Consider the following 22,364-nt stretch of genomic DNA (forward strand, 5'->3'; position numbering starts at 1 on the left):
TTGCACACTATTTCCTCCTATGCTTTTGATTTCACTAATAAATATAAGAAATAAGGAATCCCAATAATCGAGACAACAATACCAACCGCCAGCTCAGACGGTGCAAATACTGTTTTCCCTATAAAATCAGCTAAAATAAGCAATCCCGCGCCTATCAACGCACTTACTGGCATGACATAACGATGTTGTATGCCGACAAGCTGTTTAGCAATATGTGGCGCCATTAATCCAATAAAACCGATACTACCTGATACTGATACACAGGCACTGACTAAGCCGACACTTGCCAATAGCAGTTTCATTTTCTCTTTTTCTACCGCTATCCCTAAACTAGTAATACTATCCTCTTCCAATTGAAAATAATCGAGCAAATACGATTTCCGATACACATAAAAGCCTAATAATATAAGCCATGGCAACATAGTCACGACAAAAATCCAGTTTGCATTATAAATAGAGCCTGCCATCCAAACTGCGGCAGCTTCATAATCCTGAGCGTTCATTCTCAATGATAAAAACAGTGACAATGCCCCAAAGCCACTATTAATTGCAATCCCTGTTAAAATTAATCGTTGCATATCTAAATGACCATTTTTCAGGGCAAACGAGAAAATCAACACAGCGGCCATCGCACCACCGACAAACCCGAAAATCGGCATCATCAAAATGGATAACCAGCTACTCATATCTGCAGATGTGAGACGTAATTGAAAGAAAAACATAAATATGACAACTGCTGCACCAGCACCAGCATTGATTCCTAAAATACCGGGGTCTGCTAAGCCATTACGTGTAATACCTTGTAGCACAACCCCTGCCATTCCTAGGCCAACACCAACTAATGCTGCAATGACAATACGTGGTAAACGGAATTCAAAAATGACAAGATCAAATTTTGAATTTGGTTCAATGCGTAACAATGTTTTTAAGACATCCATCACCGACATATCAAAGACACCATTTGTAATATGGAGATAACCGGCACCTAAAATAAATAACATGAGTATTGAAACAGTCATAACGAATACACTTGAGGTTTTTTTACGCACGTTTTTCACCTCCGTGTTTACGAACTAAATATAAGAAGAATGGAACACCAACCAAGGCTGTTAATACGCCGATTGGAGTTTCGAATGGGTAATTAACAAAGCGACTGAGTACATCACAAAGTGCTAAGAAAAACGCACCTACTACAGCTGCACATGGAATGATAAAGCGGTAATCGACTCCAACAAGAAAACGCGTAATATGAGGAATGACTAATCCTACAAAGGCAATCTTCCCTACAAGTGCAACTGCTGTACCTGTTAAACATACAACAGCAAGCATACTAATAATTTTCACTGTTTTTGTTTTTTGCCCAAGTCCAATAGCGATATCTTCGCCTAGTGAAGTTATCGTAATAGCCTTAGCCGATATTAAGGCAAGAACTAAACCAATTAATCCAAATGGAATAGCTAGCATGAGCATATCCATATCCACCATATGAACCTTTGTGTTATACCAAACGCTTACCGTTTGTGATACTTGGAAATACATCGCAATGGCTGTAGCAATACTGCTTAAAAACGTACCAATGACCGTTCCAATAATGGCAAGCCTTACTGGTGATAAACCATTTCGAATTAAAGAGCCAAAACCAAATACAATCCCTGCCCCTAATGCTGAACCGAGCATAGAAAGTAGAATCATTTGATAATTAGGAAGCCCTGGGAAGAATACTATCGCTAACGTAATCACAAATGCAGAACCATCATTAACGCCCATTAATGATGGGGACGCTAAATAATTTCGTGTAATACCTTGCATCACTGCCCCAGCTACTGCTAAAAATGCTCCCACCAGTAATACCGCGGCAATTCTAGGAATACGCCCCGTTCGAACAATTTGGTGGTCAACATTTGAAGGATCGAATGCAGTAATTGCCTGCCACACCGTTATTGCGCTAATGTCCTTTGTACCGTACATAACGGAGACTAATGCCACAATCGCAATTAGGAATGGAGAAGCTGCTAATATTGAAAATGCCACAATGTTTGTTTTTTTCAACTTCCGCACCCTTTTTCTATATCAATTTCACCTTGGCGTAATTGTTGCTGTCGCTTCGCTTTCGCACAGATAAACAATGTTGCTGTCGCTTTGCTTTCGCACAGACAAACAATGTTGCTGTCGCTTCGCTTTCGCACAGAAAACAATGTTGCTGTCGCTTCGCTTTCGCGTAGATCAACAATGCGTCCGAAGGCTTTATCTTATAAAAGGCTGGCAATAGCCTGGTGATGCCACCAAATCTACTACCAGCCTATCTAAACTATTTAAGTAATTTTTCAGCTGCAATATCTAAAAACTTCACCTTAGACCATGCTGTACCACCTTGCGCTAAAGGTTCAATTGCATTCACGAAAACCTGATTATTTTGTGATGCCTTTAAGCTTGAGAAAATTGGATTCTTTTGTATCTCTTCTAACGCTTTCGGTGCATCAGCATTTTCTGATTCCTCGAACTGAATGAAAATAGTATCAGGATTAACCTCTGCTAATGTTTCAAGCGATAGTTCAGCCTGTGCCTTTGTAGTTTTTAAAATTTCTGGTATTGGAGCCCCTAAATCTTCATATAGCACAGGATTTAAGTAAACTCCTGCAGGATAGATATACATTATGCCGCCACGTACTCGAATAACTAGAACTTCCTTGTCCGCTAATTGCTCTTTAGATTTCGCTTGAGAATCAACAACCTTTGCATCATAATCTGCAATAATTTTTTTTGCATCGTCTTCTTTACCTGAAAGCTGTGCAAGTAATGTTAAGTTCTCTTTCCAATTTGTAGAGACATGTGAATACGGAATCATCGTTTGAATTTTATTGAGCTTTTCAGCAGTTTCTTCAGGGAATTTTGATGTACCTAAAATGACATCTGGGTCAAGTTTAAGAATGGCTTCTGCATTCGGCTCCATTTTATTTCCTACAAGCTCAGCACCTTCTAGTTCAGAGGTAAGATATGATGGAATTTTCCCACCGATATCAAGCACGCCAACAGGCTTAATGCCAAGCATCGCCGCATCTTCCATAGATTCTAAGCTTGCCGCTACAATATTTTTCACTTCTGCAGGAAGTTCATATTTTTCTCCTAAATATGTAATCGTCTGTGTTTTCGCTTGATCTGTTTGCGATTCTGTTGCACTTGTTTCCGCCGCATTATTTGTGGATGTAGCAGACTCTTCTGCTTTATCCGTTCCACATGCAGCCAAGGATAAAGCTAATAGAGCAGGCGCACACATTTTAAAATATTTATTCATAATTATTCTCTCCCAACAAACCTAATTATACTGATAATGATAATCGTTTTCATTTATAAGTCAATAGAGTTTAGTGATTTAATTGATACTCATTATCATTTACGGATTCTATCCTAACAAAGAGAAAACCAGATGTGAATGGACAATTTCATGAATCACATGGATTTTTGCCGATTTTTAACTTCTTTCATCAGTGTTCAAACACCTGATGAAATAGAGGAACTCAGTCTAAGAGCGCCACGTCCTGTGGCAACGACTGAGTGACCAACATCGTGTTGGCCCAAAGCCTCCGGCGGATGTCACAAAAAAAAGCTGCTTCTTTTTTCAAGAAACAACTTTTTATACGTATTTAGCTTCCTCAAGCATTGTTTTTCGATATGTTGTCGGGGACATTCCAGTACATTTTTTAAATACTCGACTGAAATAAAAGCAATCTACATAACCTACACATTCTGCTATTTCTGCTACTGGAGAATCGTCATATTTCAGTAACTCCTTTGCCCGTCGTATGCGATACTCTGTTAAGTAGGCGCTAGGGTTCATCCCAGTATGCTGTTCAAACAGATAGGCAAACCTACGACGCTCCACGCCAAGTTCTTCAGCAATTTTCGAAACAGAAAGTTGTTTAGCATAATTCTCATGTATATACTGTAAAGCTTGCTCCATCTGGTCACTTGCCGTATCGAGAACCTTCACTTTTGCCGATATAAGAATAGCTTCCAGGAGATTCATAAATAGTGTCTTTGCCTTGAATTTTGACATATTACCTGGCATTGATTGGCTTTCTATTAACTGCTGTACATAGTCAATAATTTTTGTATGATAGCCTGTATTAATTAAAAAGTGCTGAGCTGATAACGGATATAAAGTTGATTCTTCTGGAGAAAGTTGATAATGTACAACCGCATACTCCCATTCCTTATCATCAGAAACTTTAATTTCGATTGGCATTTGTGGCCCTGCATGTACGATCATACCCGGCTCCATTGCATAAGGGATACCATTAAAGCTAAATATAGCACTACCAGCGAGCGGTACAACCAAACCACACTTCCCTGGGGCTGTTGTTCGCCCTTTATCTACTTGACCAGTCTCCATTTTATTTGTAAAAACATCTGTAAATTTTACAGACGCATGTGCATAGTAATCAATTAAATACTTGATATCCACTTTATTGCCTCTTCATTCTTTAAAACTTCTTGGACTTGTGAAAAATGATGCAGATCAAGATCTACTAAACTAGCAAAGTAACTGTGAAGTGTTAATTCAGTAGCACCTATTATAAAAGGCTGTTGCCATTGCTTCTCCACTATTTGATAAAGTGCGTCAATTAGCTGATGTCTCTGATTGATAAAATTGGCTATCGTTTCTTCTTTACTTTGTGCACGACCATTCCTTGCTGCACGAGCATTCATCTCTACTACATCTGGCCCTTTTGGAAAGCTTTCATTTGTAAAAAGAAACGGCAGACGTTGTTTTAACACGAATTCATCCCACGGTGTATGATGTCCAATTACCTCTGCACCGTCCATTTTCCAGGCCCTATAGGCGTACGCCAGTGTTCTTCGTTTATGTTTGCTAAACTTTCCACAAATACAATAGATTTTTCATAATGCGAGATTACTTGATGTTTATCGTGATACAAATTCATTCCTTCGCTTCGTCTTAGTAGAAAATCTGTAATTTCGGCCAAATTGATTCCCATTGTTTGTTTTGAACCCTGCTCTTATAAATTTCATGCATCGGAGAGCCTTTTTGAAAATATGGTGTAGGAGCGACAATTCCAGAAACTAAGTGCTTAATACCATGAGGTGCAGCTATCTCAAGTATTCCATTAGTAAGCCTCACACCAATAGCTGTCGGGATTTCTGGAAAATGTGCCATACCATCAATAGATGATTGATAAGGCTCACTATTATTTACTACATGCATTCTTGCTTGATTTTTCACAGACCAAGGCTCATTTGGTAAATACTTCGTCAATTCTTGTTCATACTGCTTCTCATATTTTTCTGAGGGATTTACTTTATCAAAATATATCACATCAATATCAGCTAATGATGTTCTGTATTCTTTTTTATGTAGAAAATCCCACACCTTCGAGCGAATAAATCCAGCACATACCCATGAATCAGGTAATTGTAGCTTCTCTACAGTTGTTAAAATACCCATCATCCATTCATCTGCAGCAATTAAGCTTTTTAGCTCTTCTTCTGTTTTTATCAGTTTCATTCACCTCTGAATTTGTCATACCAATGCTTGCACTGCTTCCTAATTAATGATCCACAAGCCATGTTCTTATCTTTTTAGCAACATCCTTAGGTGCTTCACGAAAAATATCATGGCCTGCATCAGCGATCGGTTCAATATCCAAGTTTTTAATGCTAGTTTGCAAAATTTGAATACTCTTCTTTCTAGTAGATTCTAATTCGCTTGGTTTTGTTGCCCGTATCAATAGAGTCGGGCAAAGCACCCGTTCTACTATATCTGTGACTGGTTCCGCATAAATACCTTTTATTATGGATTGTCCTGTAAAAGTAGAAATCGTTAGTCTAATTTCTCCATCCTGCTCCTTAACTTGAGCCCTTGATGCTTCTTCAAGCTCTTCCGACCATCGTGAAAGCTCTTCTTTTTCCGATTCAAAAAATACGTCCCAAGATGAGAATCTTACTTCATCGCAAAATTGCTCTATACTTTGTAATTCGTTTTCTAATGTCATCCCTAAATCTTGCGGTGACAAATAACCGCCATCTAACAAAATAATTCCCTTAATTCGTTTAGGGTATTTAGCGGCATAATGCAATGCCAAATCAGCCCCAAAAGAATGACCAATTAAATAATGAGATGTATACCCTAACTGCTGATTTATTGTTTCTTCTATGTCTTCAATCAAATTGGACGGAAAATAAGCCTTTTCTTCTTCCAAGGCTTTTGCATAGCCGTGTCCAGGTAAATCAAAGGATACGGTATGATACTCTGGTAAATGTTTTGCTAGTTCTCCAAATGCTAAGCCCGTACTCCCTAGCCCATGTAAAAAGATGAAAGTTGGATTTTGTGAGTCTCCCCATTGATATATATTTTGTTTCATTGCTACTATCCCCTTTTGTAAATGATCACTTCCATTACTTACAATAATAACTATTTACAGTTCAATTTCAAAGGGGCTAGGCAGATGAAAATAAGCATTTGGCAAATCAGGAGAGGTTGGAGCTTTATGGAGACTTTATTTCAAGTATTTATAGTGGAAGAGAAAAAATCAGCTGATCTTTGTACCGATTATATTTATAAATTTCATTTATACAAAACGAAAAATAATATATTAGATTTATAAATTATTTACCAATACCCTTTAACTAACAACGTTAAAGGAGACGCTTATGAAAAAATCTTTTATTTTGATTATGACTTTTGCCATTATAATGGGACTTTTTTATACAAAGCTTTCACTGACTCTAGTCGGTATCGGAATTATTGCTGCTTTTATCGGTACCCTTGCTGGAGGTGCTGGGCTAATTACGATCCCTGCTATGATGCTTGTGGGCATACCTATTCAAACAAGCATTGCTACGAATAAATTTTCATCGGGTATCGCAGCGTTGTCGAGCATCTTTTATCTTTTTTATCATAAAGAGCTTCGTCTAGCATCTATTATGAAATATGTTGCTGTAGCCATTGCCGGAGGTGTTTGTGGAGCACTTCTAACAGTATCGATTTCAGAGAAAACCATGAATATTATTGCATGTATTCTACTTATTTTCGCTTTGTTTATAACATTTAAAAATAAAGAATGGACTGTTAGCTCTGAAGAAAATGACACTAAACACAACAATAATTTTTGGCAGCCATTTTTATGCAGCTTACGATGGTGGCTTTGGACCTGGCTCTTCAACCTTCAGCATACTACATTTTTTACGCTATCATTACACCTACATAAAGGCTGTACAGCTCACACGCGTACTTATATTCGGGAGCTGTACAGGGGCATTTATAGTATTTTACCAAACTGGCTTTATTCAATGGCAATATGCAATTGCGATGGCAGTAGGCTCTATTATTGGCTCTCAGCTCGGACTTTTAATTCTACCGAAAATTCCGATAAAAGCAGCTAAAATACTACTAACAATTATCATTTCATTACTACTTATTCAAGTAGCAATAAAAATAATCTAACTATTTAAGTGTTCTGAATTAACTTCCATTCATTGTTTAGGACAGTAAAAATATTCGTTGCTCTCCCGCGATGCCACAAGAAATCTTAGTTCATTAGCCAAAAATACCGGAAAACTTTGAACGACGAGCTTACCAGCCACAACCGAGCTACCGACTATAATCATAGCTAAAAGTATTTTTACGATTGGAAGTAATTGATTGTTCAATAATCTTCACTTCTAATTAACATAGATGGATTAATAATGTCTGCTACAGCCAAAAATAGATTCTCAGGATACTCAGCAAGACGATGACATAAATATAGATACCACTCGCTACCATACGGAAGATATACCTTACAACGATATCCCTTCGCTTTTAATTGATGAATCAAATCTGGTCGTATGCCATATAGCATCTCTATCTCAACATTGGGTTGATTAAAATATTGTCTTTGTTCCATTTCTTGAATTAATGCTTCATCATGCGTAGCTATCGAGATTGGATGATTGGCATTAATCAACTGCTCTGCATAATGAAGATAACGTTCATTCAGTTCCGCCGATCTTTTCAGCGCAACGTCGATTGGCTCCTGGAAAGCACCTTTAACAAGCCTTATTTTCCCTGGATATTGAATAAGCTGCTGTATATCCTCCTCTGTACGATAGAGATGAACTTGTAGTGTGATCCCGACATTGGAATATTGGCTAGCTATTTTTTTATAAATGTCGAGAATATCGCTCGTTTTTGATGACTCCTCCATACTAATCATTAAAGTAATTTCATATTGATTTGCTTTTTGAGCAAGCTCTACCAAGTGTTTATACGCAAGTTCTGCGTTGACAGAAAGACCAATATGAGACAAATCAAATGATACAGTCTGTTTCATCGCCAAAGTACCCATGTCCTCTATAAGCTGTAGAAATTCATCTTTAGCCCTTTGACATTCCAACAAATCCGTTGTATTTTCTCCAATAAATTCAATGGATATTTGATAATCCTTGGCGATGAATTCTCGAGCAATTGGAATGGCATCCTGTCTCTTTTCACCTGTAACATACCGTTTCGCTGCCTTCAATAATAACGGATAGAGCTCTGTTGACTGTTGAACGGAGTGCTTCATTCGTTCATTTCTCGCTGCCGATTTTAATGCTTGAATCACTAATTCTTCTGTCTTTTTCATTTTTATTCCTCCTCTTACCTATTTGTCTGTACTTTAACATGGTAAAATTGGTAGCTGTAGAACCACTTTAGAGAATTTTTCAAGGTACCACTTTTAAAAAGGAGGCGAGAAAATTGTTATGGATACCGATCGATCGTTCTTCAGATATTCCTTTAAATCGGCAAGTATATCAGCAAATTCGGGAAAAAATTTTAAACGGACATCTTCAAGCAGGTGAAAAGCTAGCATCAACCCGTGAGCTTTCCGCCGAGCTAAAGGTTTCGAGAAACGTTATATTGGACGCTTACGATCAATTGTTAGCAGAGGGATTTTTATTAGCAAGAAGAGGATCAGGTACATTTGTTTCAGAGGGAGCCTTTTTAACGCAGCATGATGTTCCATTTTCATTACATGAGGTCGATGAAAAAAAGGTTAAAAATCATATTATTAGTTTTCGCTCGGGCATTCCCGCATTGGACTTATTTCCCCGTAAAACATGGGCAAAGCTATCATATCAGCTATGGAATGATATTGAATCAACTAATTTTGGATATGACTTCCCAGAAGGTCGTCTAGAATTAAGACAAGCCTTGGCACACTATTTGTTAAGAACAAGAGGTGTTAACTGTCATCCAAAACAAATTGTCATTACATCAGGCGCTACACAAGCAATGACACTTGTTTCTAGGTTGCTTTTATCACCGAAAGATATAGCCATCATGGAAGACCCTATTACGAATGATATTCAAACAATTTTTAAATCTTCAGGTGCCTCTATTTATCCAATACCTGTTGATGAATATGGGATAAAGACAGCCCTAATACCAGAAAATTTGCATCCTAAGTTTGTCTTCCTGACCCCATCACATCAATTCCCATTAGGTGGCATACTACCAATACAACGCAGAATTCAATTAATCAATTACGCAAGAAGAAAAAATTGTTTTTTAGTTGAGGATGATTATGATAGTGAGTTTCGCTATGAAGGTCCACCCGTCAGCTCTTTACAAGGCTTAGATCCAGAACGTGTACTCTATATAGGCTCTTTTAGCAAGATCCTCTCTCCAGCATTACGTATAGGGTACATCGTTCTTCCCACTCATTTAATCGAGAAATATCGGCAGCTGAAATGGTTTACAGATTTACACACTCCCTCTTTAGATCAGATTATTCTGGCACGTTTTATTAAAGATGGCTACTTGGAACGACATATTGCAAAAATGAAGAAATATTATAAAAGAAATCGAGACTTCCTTATCCAATGTTTGCAAACGACCTTTTCAAATAAGGTGAAGATTTTAGGCTACTCTACCGGCATGCATTTAATTGCTGAGCTGGAGGATATTCATTTTTCGAAAGAGCTATTGTTAAAAATCGAACAATTTGGTGTAAAGGTATACCCTGTAGAGGAGCATTCGATAGAGAAAGGGAAATATAATAATCGCATTATTTTAGGGTATGGGCATTTAAAAAAGAATGAAATAGAAGAAGGCGTGACAAGACTATTTCAAGCAGTTTATGATGAGATAAAGTAAACAAGGAGGGTATCCATGCTCGCTACTATTCAAAAACAACAAAATAGCTATGTCGTAAAATTCAACCGTCCTCTGTCACATTCAGTTGATGCTGTTTGGGCCGTATTAACGGAGAATGAAAAGCTTCAAAAATGGATGAATAATTTAGAAATCATTGATCTTCGAAGGAACGGCAAAATCCATTTTAATATGAATGATGGAACAGATACTTATAAGGAAATAGCAATAACAGACTATGCTGAGAAGGAAGTACTCGAATTTGATTGGGGCACAGATACAGTAAGATTTGAACTCTCCTCTACTAGCAGCGGTTCAATATTAGTATTACTTGAGTCAATTGGTGCGCTAACTGAGCATACGCCTAAAGATTTAGCCGGCTGGCATATATGCTTAGACCTGCTTTCGGATTTATTAAATGGAACTATACATGAAGAATTTCCAATGGAAGAATGGCAAAAATGGTTTGTAGAGTATAAGCAACTTGTGGATAACTTAGAAAAGATTTAGGCATATCACGAATAAACTCCTAGAGCAGAGATACATGCTCTAGGAGTTTTCATAGTCTTTGCGTCAGCAACAAAGCGCCCAGTCGGAACGGAAATCACCCCCTCGTTTTGCTGCATAGCTATACTTTATTTATAATGACACCTTTATTTCATAGACATAATAGTTTATAACTCTTAATTACCATCTCGAGCATTCATACGAGCGAATATTCCTTCTTGCAATGGTACGGAAGCGCCATCCATTTCTGCTACTCCATCGGAATCCTGCAATAAACTCTCTTCCTACAGCAGTTGGGAAGAACCAAAAGCCTGTTCCATTATTCATCCATATATACGTATTTCTAAATAAGCATGATTGAATACCACTTGTACCTAATCCCCATGGTGGAAGTGGTGGCGCAAAGCTAGGTGGTGGACCAAAAGGCATTTGACCTGCTGGTGGTGGGCCAAAATTAGGTGGGCCAAATGATGGTTCGAAACCAGGTTCTGGAAGTATAATAATTTCTTCATATGGATTGTACATGAAAACCCCTCCTTTTACATAATTCAATATATGTAAAAGGGCGAATAACCGTTGAGCAGTTGCCCATTAGCTTAGTGTTAGGCCGGCCTAATGCATTCGTATTTCCACGGCAGTTATTATATAATAAAAGGTATGTTTTCCAAGAAAAGGGGCGCTTATGCGAAAAATATTTTTACTAATTACTACAATCCTATTGTCCTTTGGGATCTGGCTATTTTTTAAATCTACAAATTCTTCTGCAGAATCAACAAGTATTCAAGACAGGTTAGCTGCTGTTAAAGAGTACAAATATTATTTAGATACAGGAAACGATAAGATTGGTAAGGAAATGGCTAAAATGGATTTGGTCATTGTGGAGCCTATCGAAATGCAACAGAAGTATATTGAACACGCTCAAAAAAATGGAACATTAATTTATGGCTATATTAACGCTATGGAAGCAGACAAATGGAATTCAGAGCTCTATAGCCAATTAAATGAAGAGGATTTCTATAAAGATGAGCATGGAGAAAAGATGTATTTCTCTGAGTGGGATTCGTATTTAATGGATATGACATCTAAACACTATCAAGAGCTTTTACTAAAAGAAATTCAAAAGCAAATTGTACAAAAAGGATTAGATGGTGTGTTTTTAGATACTGTTGGCAATATTAATTCTTATTTACCTGAAAATGAGCAGGCAACACAAAATGAAGCGATGCTCTCCTTCATCAAAAAAATAAAACAGCAATATAACGGCTTGTCTGTTGCTCAAAATTGGGGCTTTCAAACATTAGCTGATTATACAGCGCCATATATCGATTTTATTATGTGGGAAAATTTCTCGTATGATGTAGTCGGAGAAGATGAATGGTCGTTGGATAGGATGCAGCAACTAGTTAAGATACGAGAAAAATTCGGTACACAGGTGATGACAATCGGATTTAACGATAAAAAGAAAAGTCGTGCCTTAGCTGAAAAATATCGTTTTAAATTCTTTTATAGCCCTGCAGGATCTTACTACAACACATGGCAGTAATGTCCACTTTCATCTATTAGAAATTGCTTATAATCCTCTCCGTCAAGTAACACTAATCGGAGGGGTTTTTTTTAGTAGTGTAATTATTTGGGTAAATAAGAGTGCATCACTCGCCAATCCTGAAGCTTTTCCTCAAAGGATTTAATATTTTTACCTGGTATTGGGCTAGTCGAAGGCATTTTTTGATAGGCTCGACCATCTAAAACATCTAAGCCAATATGCTTTTTAAAAACCTCGAATGCCTTTGTGCCATTAAAAAGCACTAGCTCAATATTTGGATAGTTTTTAAAAAGGGCTTTAAAATCATTCGGTTTTTCATTACGAATGGTTGCATCTAAGCTTCCTTTACGCTCGCACGATTCAATTGTATCCCAGAGACCTATATGATTGCTCTTTAACAATGTTAATCTTTGCTCATAATCCTGCGGTATTTCTACCTCTAATATTTCCCCAATAATCGGCCAAAAGTGATTGCGTGGGTTACCATAATATTGCTGCTTCTCTAATGATTGCTTTCCTGGCATTGAGCCGACAATTAGCACCTTCGATGACAAACTAATAACTGGTGGTAATACATTTTTCAGTTCATTTGACATAACAATCACTCCTTCCTCATATTGTAGCGGAAAATTTGTGTCAATGTTATTGAAGAGCATTTATCTATTATTCCATGGGGGTGATTTCCGTTCCGACTGCGTGCTTTCCTGGTGGCGCCCAATGAGCCCTCGACTACTATCCACTTAACCAACTTATATACACGGCATACGTTTTAACAAATGTCATCTACATCTTTCGGTGATGGTTCCCGCTATCCTAAAAATAGATCAAGCTTGAAGGCCCTTCTCTATTTGTTGAATATTTATGATAGACTAATCATCAGACAAATGCGCTATTTTCGAGATATTTTTATTTTTCGCAAAGTTAGCAGTCTGTCACCACAATAGAAAAATTGATTACGAGTATCAAACTACATAGAGGTGAAATATGAAAAGTTGGTTCCAATCTCTTACAGCTAGAATGATTTTTTTAATAAGTATCCTGATCCTTTTAATATGTGGAATGTTTATGTATCTTTTACAAGAACATATTCGAGATACGACAGAAAAACAGATGGGAATGGAGGCATTAAATATTGCAAAAACCCTCGCATCTATGGAAGAGATCATTACGGCATTCGATAAAGAAAATCCAAGTGAAATCATCCAACCAATCGTTGAACCTTTAAGAAAAGAAATTGACGCAACATATATTGTCGTTGGAAATTCTGAAGGCATTCGTTATTCACATCCTTTAAAAGATAAAATCGGAGAAAAAATGGTTGGTGGAGATAACGATGCCGCATTGCTAGATAGACAAGCTTATATTTCTAAAACTATGGGGTCATTAGGCGAATCTATTCGAGGTAAAGCTCCCATCATATTAGACAATAAAATTATTGGTGTTGTATCAGTCGGTTTTTTAACAGAAAATATCGACACTACCATCGAAAGTTATATTCACAATTGGATAAAATACTCGATAATTATTCTTTTAATAGGAGTATTAGGGGCAATAGTTATTTCCATCTATATAAAAAGATTATTGTTTAATATGGAACCCATTCAAATTGCTAAATTATATCAACAAAACAAGGTCATTTTAGAAACAACAGAAGAAGGAATACTGGCTGTCAATCACTTTAATCAAATTACTACCATTAACAAAAGTGCTTATGAAATGCTAGATTCTACTCACAATAAACCTCTATCAGAATGGATGGGTACAAAAATTGAACATATTTTTACGCCTAAGATTGTTACAGAGGAAAACATTCATAATTTAGAACTACCACTCGATGAGCATATTATAATTTTAAATAAAGCACCTTTAGTTGAAAAGAAAAGGAAAATTGGTTCATTATATACCTTTAGAAAGAAAGTAGATATTCAAAAAATTATTGATGAATTAAAGCAGATGAAGCAGTATGCAAATGTTCAACGGGCGTATACTCATGAGTTTGCGAATAAACTTCATATCATTTTAGGCTTGCTTGTTCATAAACATTACAACGAAGCAATTGAGTTTATTAAGGAAGAACGAAACATACAACTTAAAAATCAAGCTTTTTTAAATAGTAATTTAACAACCCCTCTTCTACTTGCATTAATTCAGGGGAAAATTGCAGAAGCTGCTGAACTGGGCATCAAACTTGAGTTAAACGAAATTTCTTCATCTATTGAATTATCTAAACAGCAAGAGGATGCTATCCTAACAGCACTTGGTAATGTACTTCAAAACGCTATTGAGACTTTAAAAAGCTGGGAATCCTCAGATAAAGTGATTCAGCTATCGATTAACAATTACAAAAATCATTATTTATTTGAGATTCAAGACAATGGGCCAGGCATTGATAACAATATTTACGATAAAATTTTTACAAAGGGTGTTTCTACTAAAGAAGGTTTAGATCGCGGACATGGACTGGCTATAAGCAAGAAAGCCCTTCAGGAAATAAATGGGGAAATTTTATTAGATTCAGGTGATTTACCAGGAGCATGTTTTTTAATTATAGTTCCTAAAGGAGACATTGAGAATGACAACATTAAAAAGTGTATGGATTATTGAAGATGACTTTAGAGTAGCAAAAATTCATGCAGATTATGTTCATGATATTGATGGATTTATCGTCACTGAAAATTTACGTTCAGGAAAAGAAACGATTGAAAAGTTGAAGATGACTTCTAGCTTACCAGAAATTATATTAACAGATTTGTATATTCCAGATGTTGAAGGTAGCTCATTAGCAAGCCATATACGTCACCTCTATCCTTCTATTAAAATTATCGTAATCTCAGCAGCAACTGAAATAAGTTTAATAAGGGATGTATTGGATTTAGGGATTTTAGATTACTTAATTAAACCCTTTGAACAACAACGACTTCAACGAGCATTTCAGAAATATTTGCAGGAATTTCGTTTATTTAACAACAGCACAAACGTCACTCAAAATGACCTTGATTCCATATTTTATAGTGAATCAAACAATAAATTAGTATATGAGGATACGTTTGTAAAAGGGATTGATTTGCATACATTACAAATTGTTAAAAGCATTTTTGAAGATCTCAAAACCCAGGAGCTTACAGCCTCACAATTAAGCGAACTCATCGGTTCTAGTCGTTCAACAGCTCGCCGTTATTTAGAATACTTAGTTGGTGAGCAGTTTTTACAGACGAAATTAATTTACGGCACCGTTGGAAGACCTGAACGGAAATATGTATATCATGGAACTTATGAACAAAACTAATAGTATGTTCTTTATTTAACATATGACTATATTATTTTCCTCCCTTTAGCACTATGGTATTTTTTAAATAATCTGAATGATTTGTCACAAAGGGAGGAAATATTTTTGAGTCTAAGTATAATCGGATTTTTCACAATTATTATTATTGTTGCCCTACTTATTAGTGGTCGTGTATCACCACTTGTAGCAATGGTTATACCACCTATCGTAGCAGCATTAATAGCTGGTTTTAATTTCGATGAAGTAGGGGAATTCTTTAGTTCTGGATTAAGCTCTGTGATGAACGTAGCTGTTATGTTTATCTTTGCTATTATTTTCTTTGGCATTATGCAGGATGTAGGATTATTCGAACCATTGATCAATAAAATGATTACGCTTTCAAAGGGGAATATTATTGTCGTAGCAGTTATAACAGTCCTTATTGCTGTAGTAGCGCAACTAGATGGTTCTGGAGCTTCAACATTTTTAATTACAATTCCAGCTTTATTGCCTTTATATTTACGGTTACGTATGAATCCATATCTGTTGCTTTTATTAATTGCGGGATCAGCCGCAGTTGTTAATATGGTGCCTTGGGGAGGTCCATTAGGTCGTGTGGCTTCAGTTTTAGAGGTCGATGTAACTGAACTTTGGTATCCTTTAATCACTATTCAAATCATTGGTGTCGTTTTAATGTTAGCTTTAGCAGTGTTCCTTGGTTTTAGAGAAAAGAAGCGTATTCTGAAACAATACGGTACCCTTGACTTCACAAATGATGATCATGCTATTACACAAGGTGTCGTTTCATCAGAAGTAGACACAAGCTTACAACGACCAAAATTATTGTGGATTAATGCAATTATTACTGTTTTGGTTATCGGAATTTTAGTTGCAGGTATTTTACCAGCAGGATTAGCCTTTTTAATTGGAGTGGCCATCGCCTTGCCAATCAACTATCGTACTCCTAAAGATCAAATGGCACGTGTACAAGCACATGCTCCGAATGCCTTAACGATGGCATCCATAATAATTGCTGCTGGATTATTTTTAGGTATACTCAATGGTACAGGAATGTTAACTGCTATTGCCAACAATGCTGTAAATATTTTGCCATCATTCCTATTATCTTATTTACATATCATTATCGGGGTATTGGGAGTACCATTTGATTTGTTACTAAGTACGGATGCATATTACTTCGCTTTATTCCCTGTAGTTGAACAGATTGGCTTATCTTTCGATATTGACTCTCTTTCAACTGGTTATGCGATGATTATTGGTAATATTGTAGGTACATTTGTATCACCACTTGCCCCTGCTGTTTGGTTAGCTTTAGGCTTATCAGGCTTAGAAATGGGGAAACACTTAAGATACTCTTTCTTTTGGATGTGGGGATTAAGCATCACTTTATTATTCATTGCTGTAGCATTAGGGATTATTGCTATCTAACTCATCACCGAATGTTGGAGATGATATTGGTTAAAACGAATGCCATGTGTATAAGTTGATTGGAGTGGAGGCTGGGCGACTCCTTGGGGATTAGCAATAGAGGAACGAAGGCTAAGAGCATCACGTCCTGTGATAACGCCTTCGTGACCAACGTCGTGTTGGCCCAAGCGGCTCATCGGACGCCCCCAGGAAGCTTTGCTCTGTGCGAAAGCGTAGCGTCAGCAACAACAACAAATGTTTTCTGTAGCGAAAGCAAAGCGGCAGCTACAATTGTTTTATCTGTGCGAAAGCGTAGCGTCAGCAACAAATGTTTTTTGTAGCGAAAGCAAAGCGGCAGCTACAATTGTTTTATCTGTGCGAAAGCGTAGCGTCAGCAACAAAGCGCCCAGTCGGAACGGAAATCAACCCCACGTTATGGTGATGAACCATATAAATGAAAATATAGTACCAGTTGTCGAGTAGTGAATCGGCAACTGGTTATTTTTATATAGGTATCGCCTTATAGTGGAAAATCAGAGCCAGCAAGTATTTCCTTCGAGCTTTTTTCATGAAGTTTATTGGATGAATGATTTTTTATATAGGTCCTTACTATTTCATAACCAATGCAATACCCTATCCATTGAGGAAGCTTTCCACCATATAAAAATTCAACATGATTGGTTAATCCTTGAATATTGATTTGAGGCAAAAAATGCTCCTTCCATATTTCTAGCATCTTATCCAATGAGTAATGCCTCAACCATGGCGCCAACCATTTATCTCCGTAAATTTCCTCTACTGCACATTCTGCTAAACCTTCTAAAATTAAAGAATCTAACAGGGTCACTTCGTTTAGAGATTTATTTAAATATTGCAGACGACAAACATGATTGTACTCATGTGCAAATAACGCTTTAAGTTCCTGCTTTTTAAGCTCTCCTATATATAAAAACATAGCATTTGGATAGGCAACACCGTTTTTATTGGTTATTGTCTGCTCCTGCGTTATCGGGAAGATATAGATTGGAATATTTGGACCGCTCCATCTCTCCTCTAAATAAATAAATTCCTTTTGTACTATTTCCCAAACATTTTTTTCTTTTAACCTCTTAATATCTATTTTTTCATGTGACTTAAATAGCCCCTGTTGCTGTAGTTCAAATAGTATTTCGTCTGGATATCCACCATCAAAAATCTCTACTAAATGACTGCAAAGAATAAAGCGTTGTAAGTCTTCAAGATCTTTTCTGTGAGTATGCTTATGATTAGCCATTAATTCATTGAGCCACTCATCTGTTGGCATCACTGACATACATTTCCCCCCTTACTATAGCTTATGTCTAAAGTAGACAATCGGCTAGTGATAATATATAAAACCGCATATATTAGCTTGTAAGGAAGTCGAAAGGAGGGATATTTTGTGAATCCAGCTGATACTTATAATCTTTGCTGTAATTATCATGGTAAACGTGTAAGAATTATGGAAACATGCGGCAGAGTACATTATGGAGAAATAACTAGGGTGGATAGAAGACAGGTATGGATTCTACCTGATAGACGATTTGGCGGTTATGGATTAGGTTATTGGGGTTGGGGAGGATCCGGTTTTGGCGTCGGAATCGCACTTGGAGCAGTTGCCGGAATTGCACTAGCACCACTATTCTTTTGGTAATAATAAAACATCCGCTGCGCTACGACAGATCTACTGTCATGGGGAAAAAAATAAGCCATTTCAATCCATTGCTGAGATGGCTTATTTTCCCTTATTGCACTTGCTCTTGTTGCTGTTTGCTTTTAATCAACTCGGATATTGTGACAAATGTATAGCCTTGTTTTTTAAGTTCTGGTAATATTTCTTCCAGTGCCTTAATGGTCTGCGTGCGATTGCCGCCTCCATCATGGAACAGAATAACATCTCCAGGCTTTGATCCCTTCAGCACCTTTTGTACAATTTTGTTTACACCCGGCTGTTTCCAATCTTGAGTATCCTGATGCCAAGACCACATAACTACTTTGTATCCATCCTTAACAGCGGAATTGATCATTTGATCATTATAGTTACCACCTACAGGACGGAACAAAACTGGAGAAAATCCAGTAATGCCATAAATTATTTCCTTTGTCTTATGCAATTGTGCCTGCAATTCAGCAATGGAAGCTTTAAACGGATGTGAATACGTATGATTGGCCAGCTCATGCCCTTCAGAATAAGATCGTAAAACAAGGTCTGGATACTTTTCTGCATTTTTTCCAATAATAAAAAAGGTAGCCTTTGCATCATACTTTGCCAATAAATCTAAAATAGCTGCCGTATATCTGGGATGAGGGCCGTCGTCAAAGGTTAGAGCAATTATTTTATCTTCTGTGTTAATGTCCCACACAACTTCCCCTGTCTCCTCATAATAAGGTCGACCTTTATCTGCATAGGTTGGCAGCTCTGTAAAAAATACCGATATGATTAAAAAACAAAGGAATAAAACCAATACATATTTACGTGTCATAGCATCACCTCCCAAGTTCAAATTCACATAACTCCGTCAACTTACTATTTACGAATTACAATGAATTATACTTGTGAAGGATTGGCTGTTTTCTCCTCTTAATTATTTCAAAAAACCTTTTAATGTGTTTTATCACCACATTAATTGATTTTGCTTTTATGTATATATTTTCAAACAAATTGCCTGTTAAATTTTGAACAAAATGTGAAATCACTCACATAGTACTTTATTTTTTCATCGATTGATGTAAAATAAAAGCAATAACTGATATATAACAACTAGAAGAAAAATGAATTTTATCGCAATTGTTATAGTACAAAACAACAAAGGGGATTTCATTATGTGGATTATTACAGTTTTTGAACAAAATACTTATCGTATGTTCGAGTACAAAACGAAAAACGAGGCAACGGTTGCATTAAAGAATTTCAAGCAAACTGCTATGCTTTCTTATACAAAATAATTAAAAAGAAGAATCAGCTCATAAACGAGTTGATTCTTTTAGCTTTTTACGTATGTATCAATTTTAACTTTACAATAATTTTTATTGGAAAAGTCGAACACCTTTTTATCTATCGCCATATGTATAGAGAGAAAAGGAGTGATTTTGATGGTGACAATTGAGCCTATTATGATTCAAGGGCATTTTTTCACTGCTGTAATTGTCCAATTACCAAAAACAACGCTACTGACCGTTTCAAATGATACGGGCTATATCATGTGTGGGGCTTTAGATGTTGGTTTATTAAATGATCGCTTAGCAGACCGGAAAATTATTGCTGGGCGAGCAGTCGGCGTGAAAACTATTGATGAGCTTTTGACGGCTCCATTAGAATCTGTTACTTATGAAGCGCAGCTGCTAGGTATTACTGAAGGAATGTCTGGTGTAGAGGCATTATTAAAAATGATCTAACAACTATTTTTTTGCATAAATAAAGCGTCAAGGCATTGAACTAGACGCTTTTTCATTTGATTGTTATTTCATGATATTGAACATTTTCATCTTATCACAAGCATAGTATGAGCCTTTCGAAAGGTGGTATTCTATGTATTATACAAATGTCAGTCAGCAAACTTCTCATGTACCGCGTGTCATAGTTGTAACCGGAAATGGGAAAGTAATAGCTAAAGCAAGCTATGTCCAGCTTCAAATAGAGGTAAGAACACAAGGGAAAAATGTACAAGATGCACAGCAGGAAAATGCGATGATTATGAATCGTGTCATTCAATCCATTTTAGCTCTTCATATCCCAAAAGAACATATTCAAACGTCAGGCTACAATATTTCACCTCTTTATGAATTTCAGAACGGTAAACAAATTTTTAATGGCTATGAAGTGACAAATACCATTACAGTTAAAGTAGCTGATACAAATCAGGTTGGTGCTGTTATTGATACAACTGTTCAAAACGGTGCAAATCGCATTTCCTCCATCCAATTTAACATTGAAAATGCGGATGCATATTACCAACAGGCACTTAGTTTAGCTCTTCATAATGCCCAAATGAAAGCTAAAACAATTGCGGAGACGATGCATTTGTCCATCCAGCCTCAGCCAATCGAAATCATTGAGGAACATGAAAGTGGACCTGCCCTGTATAAATCAATGGCGATGGCCGATTCCACCATTTCTACACCTATTGAACAGGGGCAAATGACCGTAAATGCGACTGTTCGAGTGAAGTTTCAATATTAAACGAGCCTTCTGCCTCATACCATGAAGGCTCTTAAAGTTATTGAAGCTTGTAGAGATTATCTGTAGTTAAATTCAAGTGTATTTTTTCTAGACATATTACTTCATCAGAGGTTTTAAAAATGATAAATATGGAGAACTGATATCATTATTATTAACTACAATGTCTGCATTTTGTTGTGGTTCATGTTCTTTTAAATATAGACTTGATGCAACACGATACCTGTTAATATTATCCGCTAATTTCGAAACAAGTTCTCGTCTTAACATTATTCATTAACCTCACAGATTGTAAGTTTTTATTTTACAGTTATCACACCTCTTTTGCTAATTAATTCCAATTTGTTTGCCGCATCACCAATCTTACCGTTCTTTAATTGATCCGTATGTTTTTCTTTCTGATATCCTTCTAGATTAACGCTTATGTCGGATGATTCACTGTTCGCTATAAGCTCTAATGATTTTGGTGCCTCTTTGTATGCTACTGTAATATCTCCCGAAGCAGTCTCTACAAACAATGCTTTTCCTTCGATGCTTCCTTTTATAAAAACTTCACCGCTAGTCGAAGTAATTTTCGTTTTTGAACTGTTTATTCCAGTTATATAGCTATCGCCTTTTGTAGCACCTATTGTTAATTCATTTAAAGAACTGTCTGCGATACTCAACTCATCATCTTTTGATGTGATTATACCTTTATTAGCCGATAGTCCTTTAATGATTTTAGCCCCAGAATCCGTTGAAATAGACAGTTCATCTGTTTCAATGTTGTTAATTTTGATATCACCATAGCCGTTTTTTAATGCAATCTTATTCACTGCATTTTTAGGGATAGAAATGTGAATAGTATCTTTTTTTCCAAAGCTAAAGTTTTTCATAACTCCTTCTTCAGTGCCTTGTTGATGTACTTTAATTTTATTTCCATCTTTCTTAACTTCAACAGGATTGTTTTGTGGCTTACCTTCAATTTCAATTGTTAATTTTTCAGATTCTGTACTCTCTAATGTTATATCCCAAGATTCAATGTTTATTTCTAGTTCTTCAATTTTCTGAGCATCAAAGGACTGTTGTTCATTAATACCCTTTTCTCCATTTATTTTAAGAGTGAATACAATTCCACCTATTGCAATAACAAATAGAAAAGCAATGATTGCTTTTTTCACTTTACATCCTCATTTCTCGTATCAATCATGTCCCAGTATAATTCAGCGAATATTTGGAGATCCGCTGAAAAATAATTTAAATTCAATTCACCTCACCGCCTATAGAGGGGGAGACTCTGACGCTTCGCTTT

25 protein-coding genes and 1 pseudogene are annotated in these 22,364 nt (G+C 36.5%); 12 read left to right on the forward strand and 14 right to left on the reverse strand.

The window, feature by feature from the left end; all coding sequences use genetic code 11:
- Positions 1–17: 17 nt before the first annotated feature.
- From FJQ98_RS24530 to FJQ98_RS24565, 8 genes are all read right to left on the reverse strand, one after another.
- A complete protein-coding gene (locus tag FJQ98_RS24530) occupies positions 18–1,049 on the reverse strand; it encodes a FecCD family ABC transporter permease (RefSeq protein WP_277815928.1) in 1,032 nt (343 codons plus the stop codon).
- The gene (locus FJQ98_RS24535; RefSeq protein ID WP_053593878.1) at positions 1,042–2,049 is read right to left on the reverse strand and encodes a FecCD family ABC transporter permease; all 1,008 of its coding nucleotides are present in this window, start codon (positions 2,047–2,049) and stop codon (positions 1,042–1,044) included. Before FJQ98_RS24535 ends, FJQ98_RS24530 begins: the two co-directional genes overlap by 8 nt.
- Before the next feature lie 16 nt (positions 2,050–2,065).
- Complete coding sequence (locus tag FJQ98_RS24540; protein WP_158002993.1) at positions 2,066–2,227, reverse strand: hypothetical protein; 162 nt, start codon at positions 2,225–2,227, stop codon at positions 2,066–2,068.
- Between the two features lie 81 nt (positions 2,228–2,308).
- Complete coding sequence (locus FJQ98_RS24545) at positions 2,309–3,292, reverse strand: ABC transporter substrate-binding protein (RefSeq protein ID WP_053593877.1); 984 nt, start codon at positions 3,290–3,292, stop codon at positions 2,309–2,311.
- 339 nt (positions 3,293–3,631) lie between these two features.
- Positions 3,632–4,462 (reverse strand): AraC family transcriptional regulator, encoded by an 831-nt coding sequence (locus FJQ98_RS24550; RefSeq protein WP_053593876.1) that lies wholly within the window; start codon positions 4,460–4,462, stop codon positions 3,632–3,634.
- The gene (locus tag FJQ98_RS24555) at positions 4,444–4,824 is read right to left on the reverse strand and encodes a histone-like transcription factor family protein (RefSeq protein ID WP_241774527.1); all 381 of its coding nucleotides are present in this window, start codon (positions 4,822–4,824) and stop codon (positions 4,444–4,446) included. Before FJQ98_RS24555 ends, FJQ98_RS24550 begins: the two co-directional genes overlap by 19 nt.
- A gap of 133 nt (positions 4,825–4,957) precedes the next feature.
- Positions 4,958–5,524: a nucleotidyltransferase family protein gene (locus FJQ98_RS24560; protein ID WP_053593875.1), complete on the reverse strand. Its 567-nt coding sequence runs from the start codon at positions 5,522–5,524 to the stop codon at positions 4,958–4,960.
- Between the two features lie 43 nt (positions 5,525–5,567).
- Positions 5,568–6,380 carry an alpha/beta fold hydrolase gene (locus FJQ98_RS24565; RefSeq protein WP_053593874.1) on the reverse strand — a complete coding sequence of 271 codons (813 nt, stop codon included), beginning with the start codon at positions 6,378–6,380 and terminating at the stop codon, positions 5,568–5,570.
- Positions 6,381–6,711: 331 nt separating this feature from the next.
- On the opposite strand from FJQ98_RS24565, the pseudogene FJQ98_RS24570 reads away from it, so the two are divergent.
- Positions 6,712–7,462, forward strand: a pseudogene (locus tag FJQ98_RS24570) (sulfite exporter TauE/SafE family protein).
- 202 nt (positions 7,463–7,664) lie between these two features.
- Here FJQ98_RS24570 and FJQ98_RS24575 read toward each other — a convergent pair.
- Positions 7,665–8,624, reverse strand: coding sequence for a proline dehydrogenase family protein (locus FJQ98_RS24575; protein ID WP_053593873.1), 960 nt, complete (start codon positions 8,622–8,624; stop codon positions 7,665–7,667).
- 113 nt (positions 8,625–8,737) lie between these two features.
- On the opposite strand from FJQ98_RS24575, the gene pdxR reads away from it, so the two are divergent.
- A complete protein-coding gene (gene pdxR, locus FJQ98_RS24580; RefSeq protein WP_053593872.1) occupies positions 8,738–10,138 on the forward strand; it encodes a MocR-like pyridoxine biosynthesis transcription factor PdxR in 1,401 nt (466 codons plus the stop codon).
- 15 nt (positions 10,139–10,153) lie between these two features.
- Positions 10,154–10,645 (forward strand): SRPBCC family protein, encoded by a 492-nt coding sequence (locus FJQ98_RS24585; protein ID WP_053593871.1) that lies wholly within the window; start codon positions 10,154–10,156, stop codon positions 10,643–10,645.
- A gap of 177 nt (positions 10,646–10,822) precedes the next feature.
- Here FJQ98_RS24585 and FJQ98_RS24590 read toward each other — a convergent pair whose 3' ends face one another.
- Complete coding sequence (locus FJQ98_RS24590) at positions 10,823–11,167, reverse strand: hypothetical protein (protein ID WP_053593870.1); 345 nt, start codon at positions 11,165–11,167, stop codon at positions 10,823–10,825.
- Between the two features lie 157 nt (positions 11,168–11,324).
- Between FJQ98_RS24590 and FJQ98_RS24595 the strand changes: the two genes are divergently transcribed.
- The gene (locus tag FJQ98_RS24595; RefSeq protein ID WP_053593869.1) at positions 11,325–12,185 is read left to right on the forward strand and encodes an endo alpha-1,4 polygalactosaminidase; all 861 of its coding nucleotides are present in this window, start codon (positions 11,325–11,327) and stop codon (positions 12,183–12,185) included.
- 83 nt (positions 12,186–12,268) lie between these two features.
- Here the strand turns inward: FJQ98_RS24595 and FJQ98_RS24600 are convergent, their stop codons facing one another.
- Complete coding sequence (locus FJQ98_RS24600; protein ID WP_053593868.1) at positions 12,269–12,781, reverse strand: DNA-deoxyinosine glycosylase; 513 nt, start codon at positions 12,779–12,781, stop codon at positions 12,269–12,271.
- 469 nt (positions 12,782–13,250) lie between these two features.
- Between FJQ98_RS24600 and FJQ98_RS24605 the strand changes: the two genes are divergently transcribed.
- The 4 genes from FJQ98_RS24605 to FJQ98_RS24620 all read left to right on the forward strand — a co-directional run bounded on the left by FJQ98_RS24605 (position 13,251) and on the right by FJQ98_RS24620 (position 17,219).
- Positions 13,251–14,789 carry an ATP-binding protein gene (locus FJQ98_RS24605; RefSeq protein WP_053593867.1) on the forward strand — a complete coding sequence of 513 codons (1,539 nt, stop codon included), beginning with the start codon at positions 13,251–13,253 and terminating at the stop codon, positions 14,787–14,789.
- A complete protein-coding gene (locus tag FJQ98_RS24610; RefSeq protein WP_053593866.1) occupies positions 14,758–15,471 on the forward strand; it encodes a response regulator in 714 nt (237 codons plus the stop codon). Before FJQ98_RS24605 ends, FJQ98_RS24610 begins: the two co-directional genes overlap by 32 nt.
- 105 nt (positions 15,472–15,576) lie before the next feature.
- Positions 15,577–16,899 carry a CitMHS family transporter gene (locus tag FJQ98_RS24615; RefSeq protein WP_053593865.1) on the forward strand — a complete coding sequence of 441 codons (1,323 nt, stop codon included), beginning with the start codon at positions 15,577–15,579 and terminating at the stop codon, positions 16,897–16,899.
- A gap of 83 nt (positions 16,900–16,982) precedes the next feature.
- Positions 16,983–17,219: a hypothetical protein gene (locus tag FJQ98_RS24620; RefSeq protein ID WP_143114671.1), complete on the forward strand. Its 237-nt coding sequence runs from the start codon at positions 16,983–16,985 to the stop codon at positions 17,217–17,219.
- Between the two features lie 179 nt (positions 17,220–17,398).
- Here the strand turns inward: FJQ98_RS24620 and FJQ98_RS24625 are convergent, their stop codons facing one another.
- The gene (locus FJQ98_RS24625) at positions 17,399–18,190 is read right to left on the reverse strand and encodes a DUF2268 domain-containing putative Zn-dependent protease (RefSeq protein ID WP_053593863.1); all 792 of its coding nucleotides are present in this window, start codon (positions 18,188–18,190) and stop codon (positions 17,399–17,401) included.
- 108 nt (positions 18,191–18,298) lie between these two features.
- On the opposite strand from FJQ98_RS24625, the gene FJQ98_RS24630 reads away from it, so the two are divergent.
- Positions 18,299–18,550, forward strand: coding sequence for a hypothetical protein (locus tag FJQ98_RS24630; protein WP_053593862.1), 252 nt, complete (start codon positions 18,299–18,301; stop codon positions 18,548–18,550).
- A 91-nt stretch (positions 18,551–18,641) separates the two neighbouring features.
- On the opposite strand, the gene FJQ98_RS24635 is transcribed toward FJQ98_RS24630, so the two are convergent.
- Positions 18,642–19,379, reverse strand: coding sequence for a polysaccharide deacetylase family protein (locus tag FJQ98_RS24635; protein ID WP_053593861.1), 738 nt, complete (start codon positions 19,377–19,379; stop codon positions 18,642–18,644).
- 340 nt (positions 19,380–19,719) lie between these two features.
- Here FJQ98_RS24635 and FJQ98_RS27395 point away from each other — a divergent pair, with 340 nt between their 5' ends.
- The 3 genes from FJQ98_RS27395 to FJQ98_RS24645 all read left to right on the forward strand — a co-directional run bounded on the left by FJQ98_RS27395 (position 19,720) and on the right by FJQ98_RS24645 (position 21,076).
- Positions 19,720–19,842: a hypothetical protein gene (locus FJQ98_RS27395; RefSeq protein WP_256469487.1), complete on the forward strand. Its 123-nt coding sequence runs from the start codon at positions 19,720–19,722 to the stop codon at positions 19,840–19,842.
- Between the two features lie 147 nt (positions 19,843–19,989).
- Entirely contained in the window at positions 19,990–20,292 is a 303-nt protein-coding gene (locus FJQ98_RS24640; protein WP_053593860.1) for a YunC family protein, read from the forward strand.
- A 133-nt stretch (positions 20,293–20,425) separates the two neighbouring features.
- On the forward strand, positions 20,426–21,076 hold the full coding sequence (locus tag FJQ98_RS24645; protein WP_053593859.1) for an SIMPL domain-containing protein: 651 nt from the start codon (positions 20,426–20,428) through the stop codon (positions 21,074–21,076).
- 296 nt (positions 21,077–21,372) lie between these two features.
- On the opposite strand, the gene FJQ98_RS24650 is transcribed toward FJQ98_RS24645, so the two are convergent.
- Positions 21,373–22,233: a DUF4097 family beta strand repeat-containing protein gene (locus tag FJQ98_RS24650; protein WP_053593858.1), complete on the reverse strand. Its 861-nt coding sequence runs from the start codon at positions 22,231–22,233 to the stop codon at positions 21,373–21,375.
- Between the last annotated feature and the right edge of the window lie 131 nt (positions 22,234–22,364).

Origin of the sequence: Lysinibacillus agricola (assembly GCF_016638705.1) — a bacterium.
In the GTDB taxonomy this organism is placed as follows: Bacteria; Bacillota; Bacilli; order Bacillales_A; family Planococcaceae; genus Lysinibacillus; species Lysinibacillus agricola.

Bases quoted from the DNA above. Each gene is read 5' to 3' on its own strand.
- FJQ98_RS24545 (WP_053593877.1), bottom strand. From the start codon at position 3,292: ATGAATAAATATTTTAAAATGTGTGCGCCTGCTCTATTAGCTTTATCC.
- FJQ98_RS24560 (WP_053593875.1), bottom strand. From the start codon at position 5,524: ATGAAACTGATAAAAACAGAAGAAGAGCTAAAAAGCTTAATTGCTGCA.
- FJQ98_RS24565 (WP_053593874.1), bottom strand. From the start codon at position 6,380: ATGAAACAAAATATATATCAATGGGGAGACTCACAAAATCCAACTTTC.
- FJQ98_RS24555 (WP_241774527.1), bottom strand. From the start codon at position 4,824: ATGGACGGTGCAGAGGTAATTGGACATCATACACCGTGGGATGAATTC.
- FJQ98_RS24595 (WP_053593869.1), top strand. From the start codon at position 11,325: ATGCGAAAAATATTTTTACTAATTACTACAATCCTATTGTCCTTTGGG.
- FJQ98_RS24625 (WP_053593863.1), bottom strand. From the start codon at position 18,190: ATGTCAGTGATGCCAACAGATGAGTGGCTCAATGAATTAATGGCTAAT.
- FJQ98_RS24610 (WP_053593866.1), top strand. From the start codon at position 14,758: ATGACAACATTAAAAAGTGTATGGATTATTGAAGATGACTTTAGAGTA.
- FJQ98_RS24640 (WP_053593860.1), top strand. From the start codon at position 19,990: ATGGTGACAATTGAGCCTATTATGATTCAAGGGCATTTTTTCACTGCT.
- FJQ98_RS27395 (WP_256469487.1), top strand. From the start codon at position 19,720: ATGTGGATTATTACAGTTTTTGAACAAAATACTTATCGTATGTTCGAG.
- FJQ98_RS24600 (WP_053593868.1), bottom strand. From the start codon at position 12,781: ATGTCAAATGAACTGAAAAATGTATTACCACCAGTTATTAGTTTGTCA.
- FJQ98_RS24605 (WP_053593867.1), top strand. From the start codon at position 13,251: ATGTATCTTTTACAAGAACATATTCGAGATACGACAGAAAAACAGATG.
- FJQ98_RS24590 (WP_053593870.1), bottom strand. From the start codon at position 11,167: ATGTACAATCCATATGAAGAAATTATTATACTTCCAGAACCTGGTTTC.
- FJQ98_RS24645 (WP_053593859.1), top strand. From the start codon at position 20,426: ATGTATTATACAAATGTCAGTCAGCAAACTTCTCATGTACCGCGTGTC.
- FJQ98_RS24585 (WP_053593871.1), top strand. From the start codon at position 10,154: ATGCTCGCTACTATTCAAAAACAACAAAATAGCTATGTCGTAAAATTC.
- FJQ98_RS24635 (WP_053593861.1), bottom strand. From the start codon at position 19,379: ATGACACGTAAATATGTATTGGTTTTATTCCTTTGTTTTTTAATCATA.
- FJQ98_RS24575 (WP_053593873.1), bottom strand. From the start codon at position 8,624: ATGAAAAAGACAGAAGAATTAGTGATTCAAGCATTAAAATCGGCAGCG.